At 43.5% G+C, this 18,684-nt stretch carries 15 protein-coding genes and 1 pseudogene; 8 read left to right on the forward strand and 8 right to left on the reverse strand.

Annotation, left to right across the window (positions count from 1 at the left end; genetic code table 11):
• Positions 1-79 precede the first annotated feature (79 nt).
• Both AB6C75_RS03795 and AB6C75_RS03800 read left to right on the forward strand, forming a co-directional pair.
• Complete coding sequence (locus AB6C75_RS03795) at positions 80-3,115, forward strand: FAD-binding and (Fe-S)-binding domain-containing protein (RefSeq protein WP_372106956.1); 3,036 nt, start codon at positions 80-82, stop codon at positions 3,113-3,115.
• A 66-nt stretch (positions 3,116-3,181) separates the two neighbouring features.
• Positions 3,182-3,643, forward strand: coding sequence for an isoprenylcysteine carboxylmethyltransferase family protein (locus AB6C75_RS03800; protein ID WP_372106958.1), 462 nt, complete (start codon positions 3,182-3,184; stop codon positions 3,641-3,643).
• 138 nt (positions 3,644-3,781) lie between these two features.
• Here AB6C75_RS03800 and AB6C75_RS03805 read toward each other — a convergent pair whose 3' ends face one another.
• The 6 genes from AB6C75_RS03805 to hutC form a co-directional block, all read right to left on the reverse strand.
• Positions 3,782-4,507 carry a DUF3581 domain-containing protein gene (locus AB6C75_RS03805; protein WP_372106960.1) on the reverse strand — a complete coding sequence of 242 codons (726 nt, stop codon included), beginning with the start codon at positions 4,505-4,507 and terminating at the stop codon, positions 3,782-3,784.
• 225 nt (positions 4,508-4,732) lie between these two features.
• On the reverse strand, positions 4,733-6,265 hold the full coding sequence (gene hutH, locus AB6C75_RS03810) for a histidine ammonia-lyase (RefSeq protein ID WP_017085756.1): 1,533 nt from the start codon (positions 6,263-6,265) through the stop codon (positions 4,733-4,735).
• A 14-nt stretch (positions 6,266-6,279) separates the two neighbouring features.
• A complete protein-coding gene (gene hutU, locus AB6C75_RS03815) occupies positions 6,280-7,974 on the reverse strand; it encodes a urocanate hydratase (RefSeq protein WP_017078666.1) in 1,695 nt (564 codons plus the stop codon).
• A gap of 84 nt (positions 7,975-8,058) precedes the next feature.
• Positions 8,059-9,126, reverse strand: a complete 1,068-nt coding sequence (gene hutG / locus AB6C75_RS03820; RefSeq protein ID WP_372106962.1) for a formimidoylglutamase — start codon at positions 9,124-9,126, stop codon at positions 8,059-8,061.
• Entirely contained in the window at positions 9,113-10,363 is a 1,251-nt protein-coding gene (gene hutI / locus AB6C75_RS03825) for an imidazolonepropionase (RefSeq protein WP_372106964.1), read from the reverse strand. Before hutI ends, hutG begins: the two co-directional genes overlap by 14 nt.
• Positions 10,364-10,476: 113 nt before the next feature.
• Positions 10,477-11,190 (reverse strand): histidine utilization repressor, encoded by a 714-nt coding sequence (gene hutC, locus AB6C75_RS03830; protein ID WP_372106966.1) that lies wholly within the window; start codon positions 11,188-11,190, stop codon positions 10,477-10,479.
• A gap of 181 nt (positions 11,191-11,371) precedes the next feature.
• Between hutC and AB6C75_RS03835 the strand changes: the two genes are divergently transcribed.
• Complete coding sequence (locus tag AB6C75_RS03835; RefSeq protein ID WP_372106968.1) at positions 11,372-12,115, forward strand: sporulation protein; 744 nt, start codon at positions 11,372-11,374, stop codon at positions 12,113-12,115.
• Between the two features lie 116 nt (positions 12,116-12,231).
• Here AB6C75_RS03835 and AB6C75_RS03840 read toward each other — a convergent pair whose 3' ends face one another.
• Entirely contained in the window at positions 12,232-13,215 is a 984-nt protein-coding gene (locus AB6C75_RS03840; protein ID WP_280533126.1) for a DUF3187 family protein, read from the reverse strand.
• Positions 13,216-13,518: 303 nt separating this feature from the next.
• Here AB6C75_RS03840 and AB6C75_RS03845 point away from each other — a divergent pair.
• The 5 genes and pseudogenes from AB6C75_RS03845 (at position 13,519) to AB6C75_RS03865 (ending at position 18,016) form a co-directional block, all read left to right on the forward strand.
• A pseudogene (locus tag AB6C75_RS03845) lies at positions 13,519-13,814 on the forward strand (MarR family transcriptional regulator).
• 331 nt (positions 13,815-14,145) lie between these two features.
• The gene (locus tag AB6C75_RS03850) at positions 14,146-15,459 is read left to right on the forward strand and encodes a hypothetical protein (protein ID WP_372106971.1); all 1,314 of its coding nucleotides are present in this window, start codon (positions 14,146-14,148) and stop codon (positions 15,457-15,459) included.
• Between the two features lie 301 nt (positions 15,460-15,760).
• Positions 15,761-16,126 (forward strand): hypothetical protein, encoded by a 366-nt coding sequence (locus AB6C75_RS03855; RefSeq protein ID WP_372106973.1) that lies wholly within the window; start codon positions 15,761-15,763, stop codon positions 16,124-16,126.
• A complete protein-coding gene (locus AB6C75_RS03860; protein WP_372106975.1) occupies positions 16,123-16,974 on the forward strand; it encodes an ImmA/IrrE family metallo-endopeptidase in 852 nt (283 codons plus the stop codon). The genes AB6C75_RS03855 and AB6C75_RS03860 overlap by 4 nt, the downstream gene beginning before the upstream one ends.
• Complete coding sequence (locus AB6C75_RS03865; RefSeq protein WP_372106976.1) at positions 16,967-18,016, forward strand: beta family protein; 1,050 nt, start codon at positions 16,967-16,969, stop codon at positions 18,014-18,016. The genes AB6C75_RS03860 and AB6C75_RS03865 overlap by 8 nt, the downstream gene beginning before the upstream one ends.
• Here AB6C75_RS03865 and AB6C75_RS03870 read toward each other — a convergent pair whose 3' ends face one another.
• The gene (locus tag AB6C75_RS03870; protein ID WP_372106978.1) at positions 18,017-18,568 is read right to left on the reverse strand and encodes a sce7726 family protein; all 552 of its coding nucleotides are present in this window, start codon (positions 18,566-18,568) and stop codon (positions 18,017-18,019) included.
• Positions 18,569-18,684 lie beyond the last annotated feature (116 nt).

Genomic DNA, 18,684 nt, shown 5'->3' on the forward strand with positions numbered 1-18,684 from the left:
GACGAAATTCAAAGAAAAATATTAAAAATCTCAGATAACCCAATGCTGATAGGATCAGCGAAGTAGGGGCAGGAAGCAAATGTTACCAAGACTTCAACTCAATGCTGATGTCGATCCAGTTGTCGTACGCTTTTTAGATGAACTAAAAACAGCGGGCTTTACTGGCGACATTGAATCTCAATATTCTAGCCGTTTGGCTGTGGCGACTGATAACAGTGTCTATCAGCAATTGCCGCAGGCAGTTATTCTCCCTAAAACAACTCAAGACGTTGTGTTGATCGGTAAAGTGGGTGCAAAATCTGCTTACGAACGCGTGACCTTTTCCCCTCGTGGCGGTGGTACCGGTACTAACGGACAGTCTTTAACAAAAGGCGTCGTGGTTGACCTTTCTCGTTATATGAACAAGGTTCTTGAGATTAACGAGCAAGAAGGCTGGGTAAGAGTTCAGTCAGGTATCGTTAAAGACCAATTGAACGATGCTGTGCGTCCGTATGGTTACTTTTTCTCTCCAGACCTTTCTACCAGTAACCGAGCAACCTTAGGTGGCATGATCAATACCGATGCTTCGGGCCAAGGGTCATTGAAGTACGGTAAAACGTCTGACCATGTGTTGTCGCTGCAAGCGGTCTTCGCAGATGGTTCATGTCTCGAATCCGATTTATCACACGGCTTACCTGCTGAAGGTGAATTTGCTCACCATGCCCTTGCAGTAACTGAAGCCGTTTGTCGAGATAAGCGCGCTCAAATTCTTAATAAATTCCCACCATTGAACCGCTTCTTAACTGGTTACGATTTAAAGAACGCAATCAACGAAGAAGACGATAGCTTTGACCTGACTCGTGTTCTATGTGGTGCAGAAGGTTCATTAGCATTCATCACTGAAGCAAAGCTGAACCTCACGCCGATTCCAAAAGCACGAACGTTGGTTAACGTGAAATACAACACGTTCGATTCTGCACTGCGTAATGCGCCGTTCATGGTAGAAGCGAAAGCGCTGTCTGTTGAAACCGTTGACTCAAGAGTATTGAACCTAGCGAAACAAGACATTGTTTGGCACACCGTGAGCGATTTGCTTATGGATGTTCCAAATAAAGAGATGCTTGGCATCAACATGGTTGAGTTTGCAGGCCAAGATGAAGCGGAAGTTGAACAACAAGTTCAAGCGCTGACCGCACAGCTTGAAAGCATGGTAGAAACTGAAGACGCGGGTGTGATTGGCTTCCAAGTGTGCAGTGATTTGGCGAGCATTGGCCGAATCTACAACATGCGTAAGAAAGCGGTAGGTCTATTAGGTGCGGCGAAAGGCCGAGCTAAGCCAGTCGCTTTTGCTGAAGATACCTGTGTACCACCAGAAAACTTGGCCGACTTCATCTCTGAATTTAGAGTATTACTCGATTCAAAAGAGTTGAACTACGGCATGTTTGGTCACGTGGATGCGGGCGTACTGCACGTTCGTCCTGCTTTAGATTTGTGTGATCCGATGCAAGAAGCATTGATGCATGAAGTCTCTGATGAAGTGGTTAAGCTGGTGGCTAAATACGGCGGCTTGATGTGGGGTGAACACGGTAAAGGCTTCCGTTCTGAGTATGGTCCTGACTTCTTTGGTGAAGAGCTGTTTACCGAATTAAGACGTGTTAAAGCGGCATTTGACCCGCATAACAAGATGAACCCAGGCAAGATCTGTACGCCGTTAGAAAGCGATGCTGAGTTGGTGAAAGTCACTGATACCAAGCGTGGTTTCTACGATCGCCAGATCGACGTACAAGTCCGTGATAGCTTCAAGCAAGCGATGGAATGTAATGGTAACGGCTTGTGTTTCAACTACGATACGAGTTCGCCAATGTGTCCTTCGATGAAAGTCACGGCTGACCGTCGTCATTCACCAAAGGGCCGTGCAGGCTTGGTTCGTGAATGGTTGCGTCAGTTAACGGAACAAGGCGTCGATATTCTCGATTTAGAGCAAGAAGCGCTGAAGGACAATACTCCGATTAAAACCATGGTGGAACGTGTTCGTAACACGATGAACAAACGCCATGAGTACGATTTCTCGCATGAAGTTCATGAAGCGATGAACGGTTGTTTGGCGTGTAAAGCGTGTGCGAGCCAGTGTCCTATTAAAGTTGATGTACCAAGTTTCCGTTCTCGATTCTTAAACATCTACTATTCGCGTTACCAGCGCCCAGCAAAAGACTATTTAGTCGCTAACATTGAAACCATGCTGCCGCTGATGGCGAAAGCGCCAAAAGTAGTGAACGCTGCATTGGGTCAAAAGTGGATACAAACGGCAACGGCTAGGACGGTCGGTTATGTTGATGCTCCTTTGATGTCGGTACCTACACTTAAAAATCGTCTGGCGAGCAAAGAGCTGCAACTCTTCGACTTACAGTACTTAGAAGGCTTGTCTTCTGAAGAGAAGAAACAGCATGTGCTGATCGTTCAAGACCCGTTCACTAGCTTTTATGATGCGGAGGTGATTGAAGACTTCGTCACTCTGGCTCAAAAACTTGGTAAAACTCCGGTGTTGCTGCCGTTTAAGCCAAATGGTAAAGCTCTGCACATTAAAGGCTTCTTAAGTCGTTTTGCGCGTGAAGCGAAATCAACATCGGATTTCTTGTCGATGGTGGCGGATATCGGTATTCCTTTGGTGGGTGTGGACCCGGCTCTTGTGCTTTGTTACCGCGATGAATACGTAGAGATCTTAGGTGACAAACGTGGCGACTTTGATGTGCTTACCGTGCATGAATGGTTAATGCCATCGTTAGGTGAGTTCGAAGCACGTTCAGCAAGTGAAGATATGTGGTACTTGTTTGCTCACTGTACTGAGAAAACCAAAATGCCGAACGCTGAAAAAGAGTGGGGCACTATCTTCAAGCACTTTGGTGCTGCGTTAACCAGCGTTCCGGTTGGCTGTTGTGGTATGGCGGGCACCTTCGGGCATGAAGTTGATAAGTTACAAATGTCGAAAGACATATACGGTTTAAGCTGGAAGCCTCAAATGCAGGACTTACCAAAAGATCGTTGTTTGGTGACGGGTTATTCTTGCCGTAGCCAAGTGAAGCGTTTTGAAGGTGAGAAGCTTGCTCACCCATTACAAGCGCTAGCAAAAATTCTTTAATACATTTAGCCCAGCAATTGCTGGGCTTTTTTCTAAACTAACAAAGGAATGTTAATAAGGAAAAGTATGAAATTTCTAGAGTTAAAAGTACCACCCGTTGTACTGTTCATTATTGTATTCGTAGCATCATACTTCTGCGCTCAGCAGTTGAGCCAAGGAACATTGGCACTGCCTTATCGAATGGTTGTGCTCGGTATCGGGATTGTCTTGAGTGGTGTTATTGGAATATCAGGCATATGGGAGTTTCGCAAACAGAAAACCACCGTTAATCCGATCAAAGTCGACACCGCTTCTGCAGTTGTGGACAGTGGAATCTTTGGCTACACGCGAAACCCAATGTATCTAGGGCTATTTATCCTACTGTTTTGTTTTGGCTACTTCTTCCAAAACCTGTTCAGTGTCTTACTCAGTTTTGTATTCGTAATCTACATGAATCAGTTCCAAATTAAGCCAGAAGAACGCGCTCTAGAGCAATTATTCGGTGCGGAATATGTTGATTACAAACAAAAGGTTAGGCGCTGGATTTAGTTCTTACTTGAATACAGGCTTGAGTGACTTGATGTCATTAGTCATCGAAATGAAAAAGCCCAGCTTGTGATACCAAGCTGGGCTTTATTGATCTTGTTTTTAGCTGTTTACATCAAGTGATGTAAATAAGGATGCTGATTAAGCGGCAGCTGCGAACTGAGCTAGAAACATCTCTTTACGTTCGTTGAAGCGGTTTACTAGGTCGTCTACAGAAGCTTGGTCGTATGGCTTAAGGCCACTTGCTACCATGCGCTTTACGCCTTTACCGACTACTTCGCCGTCTTCTTTGAAATCAAAGTTTAGTGTCACGATACCGCGCTTGCCTTCAACATCAAAAGTCGCACTAGAGAACTCAACTTCTGGGTGAGATAGGTCTAGGCGAGTAAATTCAACTTCCATGCTCTCGTAAATCACAAGAGGACGTTGGCAGTTGATCATCATTTGCTGTTCTTCCATAAGAGGAACCATGATATGTGGGAAGTTCATACCTGAAAACTTAACGTAATTTGTTACTACGTGCTCGATGAATGCTTGATCGTGGCTCTTTTCACCGTCACAAGACATGTGTAGGTACTCTTTGCCTTTCTCGTCAACCAATGAGCTTTCTTTCTCACATTTGTTGTCAACGCTTAGCGCAATACCGTTACCCACCATACCTGAAAAATCAAAACGCATTTTTTGGCTGATGCCTTCTTTTTGCAGAAGTACTGCAAATAAAAGATCGCCAGGCACGCAGAAGCGCTTGTTGTCTTCATCGTGAATTGGGTTGAAGTCAGCAGCTACTTTTTTAGCAAAGTGGCTAGCCTGTTCACGAGTGAATTGAAATTGATTGTCTTCAGTAGAAAAGTAAGGTGTCAGAAACATAGTATCGCTATTAGTCATCAAATCTGGCGGGGATTATAGCTAACTAACTTCGTTCTAATGGTCTATCCAGTTAACTTTGCTTATATATCAGTCAATTAGATAAATACGTTGGATGGTATGTGACGATTTCAAGGGAGATATGGCCTTTGGCTCAATGCAACAAGGGCTAATCGATAGCCCTTGTTTATATGACACTCTAATGGTGTTGTTCAGTATGTTTTTGCTTTAAAAGCTACATAAAGTACCTTCTGGCATTAAGTGGTTATGAACGGATAACTTGAGTAACAGGTTAGCTTGCTCAATATCTGGAGCAAAATATCTGTCTTTGTCGTAGAAGCTGACTTTTTCACGCAGAATCTGTTTCGCTTCTTCCACACGAGGAGAAGATAGATTCGGAGCACGGAAATCGAGCCCTTGTGCTGCTGCTAAATATTCTACTGCTAATATCCCACGGGTGTTTTCAGCCATGTATCTAAGCCTACGAGCGGCAAAGGTGGCCATTGATACGTGGTCTTCTTGGTTTGCAGAAGTAGGCAGGCTGTCTATTGACGCCGGATGAGCCAAGGTTTTGTTCTCACTAGCGAGTGCTGCAGACGTTACTTGAGCAATCATAAAGCCCGAGTTCACGCCGCCGTTATCGACCAAGAAAGGTGGAAGTTTGCTTAGCGCGCTATCAATCAGCAGTGCCATTCTTCGTTCAGAAAGGCTGCCAATTTCTGCAATGGCCAATGCAAGGTTATCTGCTGCCATTGCGACAGGTTCTGCGTGGAAGTTACCGCCCGAAATGATGTCGCCATCGTCAGCGAAAACTAGCGGGTTGTCGGATACGGCATTTGCTTCAATATTTAAGGTTTCTGCTGAATTACGAATCTGCTGTAAACACGCCCCCATCACTTGAGGTTGACAACGCAGTGAGTAAGGGTCTTGAACCTTTTCACAACAAGTGTGTGATTCACCAATCTCACTCTTTTGATCAAGCATATGACGGTAAGCAAGTGCTGCATCCATTTGGCCACGGTGACCACGAACGCGATGAATACGCGGATCAAACGGACGACGGCTACCCAGCGCTGCTTCTACGGACATCGCACCACATACGGTTGCAGACGCGAATAAGTCTTCAGCTGCAAACAGACCTTCTAATGCAAATGCTGTCGATGCTTGTGTGCCGTTTAACAGCGCTAAGCCTTCTTTTGGCGCAAGTGTGATTGGTTCCAAGCCAGCGATCTGCATTGCTTCTAAGCCAGTGATGATCTTTCCGTTGTGACGTGCTTGGCCTTCACCTAGCAGTACCGTACTCATGTGGGCGAGGGGAGCAAGATCTCCTGAAGCACCCACAGATCCTTTTTGTGGAACACATGGGTAAACCTGTGCGTTCACAAGATCGATAAGGGCATTAATCACTTTGAGGCGGATACCCGAGTAGCCACGAGACAAGCTGTTAATTTTTAGCACCATCATCAAGCGCACAGTTTCATCAGACATGAATTTACCAATGCCCGCAGCGTGAGAAAGCACGATACTTTTTTGTAGTACTTCTAAATCTTCAGGGGCGATTTTGGTATTTGCTAACAAGCCAAAACCCGTATTGATGCCATACACGGTACGATCTTCCGCAATCACTTGTTCGACAACGTGCATGCTCGCTTCAATATCAGGAATAGCTGCGGGATCAAGTGATAAGTTCACAGGGCTACGGCTAATCTTACGCAGTTCAGGTAGGCCAAGAAGTCCTGGTTTAAGTAATAAATTCAACATGTTTTCTCCAGACATTAAAGGCGACGAAGTTCTTCGTTTAGCATAGGCAAATCAAGCTTCTGTTCTTTAGCACACTGCTTGGCAATATCGTAACCTGCATCAGCATGACGCATTACGCCTGTTGCTGGGTCGTTGTGAAGTACACGAGCAATGCGCTGTGAAGCATCTTCACTGCCGTCACAACAAATCACCATTCCTGAGTGTTGCGAGAAGCCCATACCAACGCCACCACCATGGTGCAGAGAAACCCATGTCGCGCCGCCTGCAGTATTTAGCAGAGCGTTCAATAGAGGCCAATCTGATACGGCATCTGACCCGTCCATCATGCCTTCTGTTTCGCGGTTCGGGCTTGCCACTGAACCTGAATCTAGGTGGTCACGACCGATAACAACCGGCGCTTTCAGTTCGCCATTTTTAACCATTTCATTGAATGCTTGGCCTAAACGTTCGCGATCTTTCAAGCCAACCCAACAAATACGAGCCGGTAAGCCTTGGAACTGAATGCGTTCACGCGCCATATCTAGCCAGTTGTGTAGATGCGGGTTATCTGGAATCAGTTCTTTTACTTTTTGATCTGTTTTGTAGATGTCTTCAGGATCGCCAGAAAGGGCAGCCCAACGGAAAGGTCCGACGCCCTCGCAAAATAAAGGTCGTATATAGGCTGGAACGAAGCCTGGAAAATCAAACGCGTTTTCCACACCTTCTTCCAGTGCCATTTGGCGAATGTTGTTGCCGTAATCGACGGTCGCAGCGCCACGGTACTGAAGATCTAGCATAGCTTGTACTTGAATGGCCATGGACTGCTTAGCGGCTTTCACTACTTTAGCTTCATCAATGGTTCGTTCTTGTGCTGCTTTCTCCATCGTCCAACCTTGAGGCAAGTAGCCGTTCAGCGGATCGTGGGCAGAGGTTTGGTCAGTCACTACGTCAGGCGTGATATTGCGTTCAACAAGCTCTGGGAATACGTCTGCTGCGTTACCAAGCAAGCCAACAGAGATTGGCGTGTCTGATTCTTTAATCATTGCCATCGCTTCATCGATGCTGGTGGCTTTTTTGTCTACATAGCCAGTACGCAAGCGGTAGTCGATTCGTGATTCATCACATTCAACCGCGATCATTGAAAAGCCAGCCATTGTAGCTGCGAGAGGTTGAGCACCGCCCATACCGCCAAGACCACCCGTTAGAACCCACTTGCCGTTTGCTTCTCCTTGAAAGTGCTTCTTCGCGATAGCGACAAACGTTTCATAAGTACCTTGAACGATGCCTTGAGAGCCAATGTAAATCCAGCTGCCTGCGGTCATCTGGCCGTACATCATCAAGCCTTCTTTATCTAGCTCGTTGAAGTGCTCCCAGTTCGCCCAGTGTGGAACAAGGTTAGAATTCGCGATCAGTACGCGAGGCGCGTTTTTATGAGTCGGGAACACGCCCACAGGTTTACCTGATTGAACAAGCAACGTTTGGTCGTCTTCTAAACGCTCTAATACTTCAACAATCTTGTCATAACATTTCCAATCACGCGCAGCGCGACCAATACCGCCATACACAACCAGTGCATGTGGATGTTCTGCCACATCAGGGTCTAGGTTGTTCATCAGCATACGCAGTGGTGCTTCTGTTAACCAAGATTTAGCGCGCAAAGTGGTGCCATGAGGTGCGCGAATTTCGCGAGTCGTGTCGAGACGAGGGTCACTGTTGTGGTGTTCCGTCATTTTGGAATTCCTTCTGTTTCACGTTATATCGTTGTAGTTGTAGTTGTAGTTGTAGTTGTAGTTGTAGTTATCGGTATAGCTGGATTAGTCGCTGGCCATTGCACTGGCTATATCCCAACACAAACGTGCCGCCAATCGAGCAGTTTGGCTATCGATGTCGTAGTCTGGGTTGTATTCCGCAATGTCCGCGATAATGAGTTTTTCACTGTGTTTGAAAATCTGTTCTAGAAAAGGAGCGAGTGCTTCATAGCTCACGCCTCTTGCCGCTGGTGCACTGACGCCCGGCGCTGTCGCTGCTGGAAATACGTCAAGGTCGATAGTGAGATAGAGGTAATCACACTCAGCGATGAATTTTTGTAACTTAACCAGTTGAGCGACTTGGTTCACTTGGGTCATGTTGCGGTCGTGTTCATACCAAACGCCCAGTTGGTCAGCTTTATTAAACAGCGCTTTGGTATTGCTAGCAGCACTCACGCCAAGGCAAGCGTAATGAAACGGCCATTGATGTGTGTGGCAGTAATCGCTGATCTGATTAAAAGGCGTACCTGAACTGGGTTTAACGTCGGCGATGTTGCTTTCAAATTCACGAAGATCAAAATGAGCATCAAAGTTAATGATGCCGATCTTAGGTTTGCGTTCTGTCTGACCTTTATCAAGGTGTTCCGTTTGATGTAGGTGTTCAGCTTTTTTATGTAGATGCTCAGCAAGCCCTTGGAAAGATGCCCAAGCCACTTCGTGACCTCCGCCAAGGGTAATCACTTTGTTGGTTGCTAAAGCATTGGCAATAACCGAAGCACACTGTTTTTGGCAGACTTCGAGTGGACCATCATTGCATTCGATATCACCAAGGTCCGCGATGTGAGCGTCACTGTGCCAAGCCATATTCGCCAGAGCTTGGCGTATCAGGTTAGGCGCTTGTTTCGCGCCCACGCGTCCTTTATTTCTTGCAACACCGGCGTCGCTGGCAAAGCCTACCAAGGCGATAGCACCGTCAGTCAGCTCGTTACTTAAATCGCTACTTTGCACTTGTTTGGTAATGTGATGAACGCGAGTACCGAGTGCGCCATCTTCAAGATCATTACGCCCTGTCCACACAAAGTTATGCACGGTTGTTGCGTTCTTTTGAATGCTGTTGGAATTAGATTGAGTCATGACATACCTCGCCATTAACAATGCGTTTATGCAGATGAGGAACACCAACTTGATAGCTTAAGTCGGCAGGGTGCTCGATATTCCAGATAGCAAAATCAGCGGCATAACCAATTTCAATTTTGCCTTTGGTTTGTGAGTCGCCAATGGCAGCCGCAGCGTTACAAGTTACACCGCGTAGCGCTTCTTCAGGCGTCGTGCCAAACAGGGTGCAGCTCATGTTCATCATCAGCGTTAAATCAGCAAAGGGAGAAGTGCCGGGGTTTAAGTCGGTCGCGATCGCCATTGGAATGTTGTGTTCACGAAGTAGGGCAACGGGCGGTTGTTGAGTCTCTTTTAGGAAATAGAAAGCGCCGGGTAGCAAGGTGGCAACTGTGCCTGATTCAGCCAGTGCTTTGACTCCAGTTTCATCAAGGTACTCAACATGGTCAACAGAGAGAGCACCGTATTTCGCTGCAAGCGCGCTGCCGCCCATATTAGAAAGTTGTTCTGTGTGGCCTTTAATCGCGAGCCCATGTTTTTTGGCTGCTGCAAATACACGTTCGGTTTGTTCTAGGTTGAAACCGATAGATTCGCAGAACACGTCAACCGCATCGGCTAGGCCTTGCTCTGCAGCTTTAGGAATGATCTCTTGGCAAACCAAATCGATATAGCTGTCCGGTTGTTCTTTATATTCAGGTGGCACAGCATGCGCTGCAAGGAGAGTGGTGGTGATCTTAATTCGGCGATGATTCTCTAACGCTTTGGCTGCGCGTAACATTTTGAGTTCATCATCAAGCGTTAAACCATAACCCGATTTTACTTCGATGCTGGTTACGCCACTTCTTAGTAGGCCATCAAGTCTCGGTAATGCCATTTCAACCAACTCAGACTCTTTCGCTGCGCGGGTCGCGGTTACTGTCGCTAGAATGCCGCCGCCTTGCTTGGCGATGTCGGTGTAAGACACACCATTCAAACGCTGCTCAAATTCATTGGCACGATTACCCGCAAATACGAGGTGAGTGTGGCAATCAATCAGCCCAGGGGTGACTAACTTGTTTTTGCAATCATAGGTGATGTAATCCAAAGAACCATCAACACTTACTTGTTCTAACTCAGAAGCAAGTACGCCTTGGTTTGAACAAGAGATGGACACTATTTTACCGCTTTCGATAACGATATCTTGAGGGGAAGAGGGCTGATAACCATCGGCTCCCGAGCTCATGGAGACCACTCGTGCGTTTTTGAGGATCAAATTCATAATCACCTAGATCTTTGCTAAACATTAAATGTATATACAAATAAATAGGCTAAACGCTGACCCGAATCAAGTTGATGTTGCAAAAATGTGATCGGCGATCAGGATGATGTTCTTTAATCTAGAAGTATCTTGGAGCTTAATTTGTACTTAGAACCAGGATGGTAGAGCAATGCAAAGCTGATTAGGCGCTCTTTGCTCCATGTTCTTCTATTCAAAAGAAGGCAAGGCTCTGATTCAGATAGCTTTAGTGACGTTCTGATTTGAGAGTCAGGAATAATGGCTTCAACCGTATGCTCGATAGCACTCAACGGGCAGTTTTTTGAAAGGTATTCGTTGGGCGTAGAGGTTGAAAAGTCTTGCTCTAGGTATTTTGGTGCGGCTTGAGAGTTCACCCAGCGCGCTTCCAATTGAATCGGCGCGTTGTCCGCAAAGTGGATGATTTCACTATAGAATACTTCGGCATTGATCATTACACCTAACCGTGTGGCGGTGCTTTCATCAGCCTTGATACTATCGTGCTTGATAACTTGACTAGTATACGTTTGGCCTCGGTCTTTGATCTCTTGCGCGATGTTGTTGATATCAAGCAGGGGAGATTGCGCTTTTTCGTCGGGTTCACAAACAAAAGTACCCAGCCTTGGTTTCCTGATTAGCTTGCCTTCAGACACCAGATCTCGAATGGCTTTATTGACTGTCATTCTGCTCACTTTGAACTGCTCAGTGAGTTCTAGCTCTGTGGTTATCTGGTAACCCACTGGCCAGTGACCACTGGTGATATTCTCGTCTATGAACTGTTTTATCTGAAGGTAGAGCGGCGCTTTCGACATAATGAAACCTTATTTGACTATACAAATAGAGTAACGGAATTTTTCACGATTTCAACATTTCCTCGGGCAATGTGACCTTATTCAACATAGATGGGGCAAATTGCTTGATTCTGTGAGGCAAGTGTCGCAAATTGTCACGCAATAACTATTCGTAAATCAGATAATTAGAAAGGGAAATAATATGTTTAAGAAATTAAAGGCCTCGTTGGGCATCGGTGCAGCAAAGGTTGATACTGTCTTAGATAATATTGAAGTTTTCCAAGGTGGAGAGTTGTCTGGCAATGTTCACATTGTTGGTGGCGACGTTGAACAACAAATCGACTTGATTAACTTGGTTCTCAACACAGAAGTAAAAGTAGAAACGGAAGACAGTACCAGCTACGAAACCTTTTCACTGGGTCGTATTCAAGCGGTAGAGCCTTTCGTTATCCAACCGGGCGAAACCAAACTGGTTCCATTCCGACTTAAGTTACATGATGAAACGCCAGTCACCGCGTTGAACGCACAAACGAACCAATGCCATGTGTGGGTTGAAACCAACCTAGATATAGGCTTCGCGATTGACCCTAAAGACCGTGACTTTATCTCCGTACATCCACTGCCAACAGTTGCTAAAATCATCCAAGGCGTGGAAGCATCGGGTATGGCAATGGTGAAAGCAGACGTAGAGAAGGGCTTCTTAAAAGGCAACAGCTTTGCCTCTCGTTCGGGCTGTTACCAAGAGATTGAGTTTCGCAGCGGCGGCTTCATGAATAATAAAGAGATCGAGCTGTCATTCATCGTTGAAGGTTCAATGGTTCACTGCCTAGCAGAAATCGACCGCTCAATGAGCTTCCGAGGCGACCAATACATCTCATTCAGCTTGCCAGCTAACGCGGCCGATTCAGACATTCGCAACGCTGTATCAAGAATCATGAGTGCGTAGTTGCTCTCTCTGTTAGTAGATGCTCTTTCTATTAATAGAGACAAGACAGTACGATTTCTATAGCCGAACTTAACCGTTCGGCTTTTTTAATTCTACTATCTCGACCTTAAATGGACTTACCACTGATGACGATAAGCCAATTGGAAGGCAACATCGGTGGAGTTGTCCATGTTGAAGATGTTTTCGATAATGGATATCTCGATCGCTGAACGTTGCATTAGGTAGCGATATCCAAGCATTATTTCATTTGCGGCTTCTGAAAACTCAGTGTTACCGTCTTCGGCGCCTTCATACCAACGATACTCAAGGTGCAATTCATGGTTTTCAAATAGCGTGAGTTGATATCCTCCCATCCATGACCATGTTGTTTTCTTATGTGTAAAACTATTTTCCACCTCTCGATTAGACTGATTAGCCAACCCTAAGCTTGTATAGAAGGTATTGATGTCGAGTTGGTATGCATAGTTGAGTTGAGCGCTTTGTTCGGTGCTGTTTCCCTTAAATGCACTGTGGTTGACGTTGTTGTGATAAAGGGAGACACCAAAAGATAGTCCATGGTTTTCAAGGTCTATGATTTGGTATTGAGTGTAGAGTGTGAAAGCACTTGTCAGCGTGTCGCCAGAGAAGTCACTGATATTGATGCCATGGCTTGGCGCGTAAACATCAAATTGGTGTCTGTCTTTACGTTCCCGCCCTGCTTGGTCGATGCCAAATAGATCGTGGTAATTGATGATGACCTTATCAAGGTGATTGTTGGCGGCGTATAACCAGCGGTAGTTGAACTCTATTTGCCATGCTGTTGTTAGTTGCCATTTCAGCCCTGTTTGAAGTTGATTCTGATAATAGTCTAAATGATAGTCGTGAGAGTTAGCCCATATACTCGCGGCGGTTAAAGAAGCAAATACTTCAAGCTTGTTTTCTTCGAGCGGAAAGCCAGAGCGGAGCGTTGGAGTAAGACGAACGGACTGCAATGGTGCTTGGGTATAACTAATTAGCGGGCCGTAATCTTTGTTGGCCCATGCGGTTGGAGTAAAAACAACAGTTGCTATTAGTAATGGTAAAGGTGGTATGAACGATATAAAGACAGCCTGTTTTCCCATATGCACCTCATCCGCATTCCGTTGCTTCTATATAGCTTAGTTCTAAATAACTCGTTTGTAAGAGATAAGTTGGAAGGGCGTACTCACAAGAGATAGGACAAATAGTCGAGTTGATACAGCTTGACTGGAAAGAGGAGGGGAAGGGAAGTTACCGCTAGCATATGAAACCTATCATTCGTGGCTAAAAAATTGCTGGCGAGACTGTCTTATTGCTGATTTTTAAAAAACGTTCACATTGAAAATGATCTATTAGATCAACAAGTAAAAACCATCTAGATCATAATTGCAGAGGACAGTATTAGTATGGGTAATTTTGAGCAAAAAGGTGATTTGAGTCACGTTTAGTGGCGGCTGCGCGACTTGCTCCGCACCAGGTGAAATGGGTGAGGTTGAGTAAGACACAATTGAGAGTATTGGATTCGATAAAACAGCATGAAGAAGTGACAGCGCAACTTATTGCTAAGCGATGTGATTTGTCACCAAGTTGGGCAAGTTCTCTTTTGAGAAGTTTATATCTGAGATGCTACCTAACAAGAGTAAATGTTGGGTTAGATTTTGGTGGAGTTGAGTTTCGGTATCGTCGTTTGGTTTCTCGCTGAACCGTATCAAACAAGCGTTTGATTGTGCTGTCGCTGTTATGAGAGCTCACGGGTGATTTTAGATTATGTATATAAATTAATTAGATAGGTTCTTCTGGAGCCTATAAATGTTCAAACGGGCCCACACCGCGCGAAATGAAAATTTTTCGGGTTGTATGGTCACCACCAGCCCTAAGATTTTTACAATATGGCTGGAAGAACCAAGACTGAGCGTGATGCGTAACGCCAGTGAATTCGATCAATGCCTAATATTTGTCTGGTTAATTTTATAAAAATTGCAATTCCATCTCACATATGAAACAAATTGGAATATTTGGTTTGGAGGTCATAAATGGATCGAGCATATAATGAGACATCAGACAATATTGAATACGCTTTTATGCTCAAAGAGTTTCCAAAAGCATATATTGAAAAATCAAAGTACTTTTGTCCCAATCCACTTTGTCGATACGTAGCCATTCCTTGTTCATATAAAGAGCATAACGTTTATCAGCCATACTATAAGTATCTCGATGGACATAGCATGGGGTGCTGCTTCTCACCTGAATTTGGAGGTAGAGAAGCTATTGACGCTAAAGGCAGAAAGCATTGGGTTTTGCCTAAAGTCGTTGAGATCATGTTACCAAAAGATGACAGTGAACTAAAAAGAAACGGTGGACCCGGTTCCGGTAATACATTAACAAATACAAAAAATGGTAATTCGACTGGTAAGAAGGGTAACGGTAAGGGGCAGGGGAAGCTTTCAAGTAGTGTCGCAGCGGCAACAATTTTTTATATGCAAGATGTTGAGAATAACGCCTTGGAGCCATTGACTTTACCTGATGTCAAAGGTAAATATCGTTCTGTGTTTCAACAGATTTTTAATTGGAGCAATATAGAGTCTTACAAGCCGGGTCATATTTTTTACGCAGACCTTAGGTTTACCTCTGAATTATTCACCTCTAAGGACGTCATTTCTATAACTCTAAATGTGAAAGAACCTCAAAGTTCAAAATGGTTTGAGTTAAAGCTATGTTGTAGAGAGTGGTCTAATCGAGAACGTAATGCAATCGTAGATGAACTGAAAAGAGCTCAGAGATTTGCGGCGCTGGCACAGAAAAAAAACGAAGTAGCTTCAGTTTACTTTATTGGTAGACAAAATGAGTCTGAGAAGCATATTTTTGAATGCGATTATGCCCAGTTCCTATATGTGTTTACGGGAGAGAGAGTAAAATTAGAAAACAACTGTTTGGGCTTCAACAGAAAAGCGGAGGTAATTGTTCCGCCAGTCGAAAATTCATCACGCGTCCAACCTAACATACCTTTCGCCGAAGAAATTGAAGAAAACCTACCTCCACGAAACGAATATTTAGGGGACCCCATAGAAATCCAGCAGCTTAAACCGGATGATAACCATGAAGCGTCAACCTCTGACAATAGTTCCAATATTCAGTCTCATGAAGTCATTGATGGTTTGAACTCACAAACTTCAACAGAACCCCAAATAACTGTGGATGTAGACAAAGTAAAACAAAACACAGTGACTGTTGATGTTAAGCCAGAGTCAAGCGCCAAACTTGATAAGCATCCAATAAAGCCCGTGGTTGAGAAGCACTCAATTTTTAAACAAGTACTTAATAGAGTGGCTAGCTTTTTTGTTGATTAATGAGACTAAGTTATAGACTCAAATTACATCAAATGAGCGGGGGTTAACTTGTTGAAAGCAGAAGAGTCATACAAACGACTAAGGCGCCAATCGGCGCCTTTAATCATTTCAACTCACCAGCTCTTTCCTTTCACCACTAGCAGCTCCGCCAATCTAGAATTTGCCGTCTCAGCAATTTTTGCGTAATCCTCAATAGAAAAGTAAACAGCCTCACATCTTAACCTATTTTACCACTTTTATATTAGGTCTATTAAGCAGTTTAGTTTATTATGCAACCAGACCCCTGTAGAGTTGTAAAACAATGAAAACTATACGAGAACTACAACAGCTGCTAGATAGTGGCCGAACTAACTTTGGTGGCACAACATCCATTGAAACGTGTGAGATATCTGACTGTGAAGGAAATAAATTCAATGCAGATATTGTACATGGTTGGGATCTAGGCTCAGCATCACAATGTGATTCTCTATTATTGAAAACGGTAATTTTGCATGCAGAAAATGATCTTGGTATGAAGAAAGGGTTTTCGCTGCACTCTCTACCGAAAGCTGAAGGTTTCTATTCAAAAATTGGAATGATTCGCGTGAATAGATTAGATAAAGATAGTCTGGCGTACTTCGAGATGCTAGAAAAACCCAAGCAACAGTTTTTGGGGGAAATAGCATGACAACATCCAAGTTTGATTCACTAATAGTTAATGGTGACGCAGGTAAATCTAGTACATCTAGAGATATTTTCGAGTCATTTATAGAAAGTCAAGCTCAATTCGCAAGCTTACCTGCCAAGCTAAAAACCGATCCTAATACAGTAAAATTGAATTTACTTAGAGAAGTCCACTCAAGAAAATCAAGCGCACCTTTGTTCAGAAAGCAAGAAAACACCAATACTGCTTTAGTTAATTACTGGCTTTCTCGTGTTAAAAATTTAGCTAATCTATCACTTGCTATGAATGATCTTCCAAAATTTGAAGGCTTAACAAAGCAAGATCTTACAGATTTTGCAAAAGCCAGTTTGGAGCCAGAGTATTTGAAAAAAATAGAGCTCGACTTAGCTAAAAGAGGAATAATTTTTATTGTTGAACTATCAGTGGAAGGGCTTAAAACTGATGGTGCTGTATTCAAGTTGAAAACAGGGCATCCTGTTGTTGCAATGAGCCTTAGGTATAAAAGGTTAGATAACTTTTGGTTTACGTTGATGCATGAGCTAGCCCATGTGGCATTGCACTATGAGCAATTAGATAACTACATTATTGATGACCTAGATTCGATTAGTGAAGATCTAGTCGAATTAGAAGCAGATAAGCTTGCTGGTGATTCTCTAATCCCAAGACATATTTGGAGAACATGCCACGCAAGGCGTGATTTGAAGGAAGCATCCTTATTAGCTTTCTCAAAGCAACATGGAATACACCCAGCAATTGTGGCTGGTCGCATTCAAAATGAAAGGGGTGACTATCGAAAATTCAGCTCTTTAACTAATCAGTTTGATACAAGGGAGCTCCTATTCCGTGAATAAATACACTCCATTTCTTAAGTTTAAAGTTGCTGAAATTGGTGCTTTGAAAGCATTAGAAGATGATGAAATTTCTTCAATAACTCCATTTTTTGATTTAGCGACTAAACAGGATATCACTAGCACTGACGTTGAAAATACGATCACCAGAGGTGTTAGGAAGTATGAGTTAAACTTTAAAAAAGCCAATGGTTTTTATATTGATGATTACGATATTGACGACTCGGTACTCATCAACGGTGATATCGTTTATAACTTCTTGATTGATACATTCAAAGACATCAACTATATCCCTGTTGTCGGTCTCGATCGTACCCCCCAAAGAATCAATTCTATCGTCAGCCCACTAATTATTAGTGATACGTTAGCCATTCGTTTGGACCAAGAAGATTTTGTAAGCTATACGCTGATAGAAGGTGAATTCACAGATCTAATTGAACTTGCGAAAGATAAATACACTAAGTTCCACCTGATTCTGGATTGTAGACTTTGTGCCGATGCTGATGTAATTGATTTATCTAATAAAATTATACAGTTCATCAAATCCGTTACTGAAGAATATACTTTTGAAAAAATCATAATAGCTGGATCTTCAATTCATGCTTCGATTGCGGACATATTACCAGTTTTATCTGAAGTAACCGTATCTCGGAAAGAATGTGAGATACATGAATTTGTCGCCAATGAGCTAGGAGCACATATTGAATTCGGTGACTATACCGTCATATCTCCTAACTATTCAGATGCAAATATCCCACAAGCAGCTCTAAGAAAGATAATGACTCCGAAAATTATCTATTCATACGACCATGAACAGCACTTCTTGAGAGGTGGGGCAATTGAAACCCACCCTAGAGGAGCAAAACAATATGACGATATGTGCTTGAAGTTAGTGAACTACCACTTTTACCGGAACGAGAAGTATTCCATAGGAGACAAGTACCTTTATGATAAGTCAAAAGGTATCGGAACTGATGCGCTACCTCACTCAATTGGCAAATATCTGATCAACGCACATATGACATTCATGATTTGTCACTATTGATTAAGCGATTCTAGTCGCAAGAAGGTTAGCTATAGAGCGGTTAATTTGAATTTTACTCATTTTCTCGGACAACTCTGTAGCAAAATCTCTTTTGTTTGTCTTACTCGGAATAGCTAACTCAAATTCATCATTTAGGTTTGTCAGTTCACTCTTCCATAAAGTAGCAAGTGCTAATTCCTTATCAAAATAGGGATTAGTACTAGTCTTACGCACATGTTTAAATTTCACTTGTCCCTGTGAATTGTAGGCGACAATAATCCCCCAAAAATTCGGTGATTTCTTGATTGCCTCTTGTAATTTACGCTCAGTGGTTACTAAAGAGATCTTTCTAAACACCTTGTTATAGTATTCCCCCTGTCTAGTTAAGCGTTCAATCTTGTCTTTATCACCTTTAATCTCATAGCAATGAGCTTCCGAATGAACTGTGACAACATCAGCTATAGCGTTACCTCTATGGACATGCAGTTCCTCTAAAATACATCTAGGCTTTAGAGCCTTAGAGTTTAAAAATTCAATCAATCGAGGCCGAATATCTATATCATTCAAATGCATAGCAAACCTAGTAAAATGGAAAATGTGTATTATATATTCTAGTACTTAGAAATCAAAATTTCAGTCTTATAATTGAATCTTTGAGGTATTACCCTCAAGAGCCGAAACTTTATGTT

The organism is Vibrio sp. 10N.237.312.B06 (assembly GCF_041464685.1).
Taxonomy (GTDB): Bacteria; Pseudomonadota; Gammaproteobacteria; order Enterobacterales; family Vibrionaceae; genus Vibrio; species Vibrio tasmaniensis_A.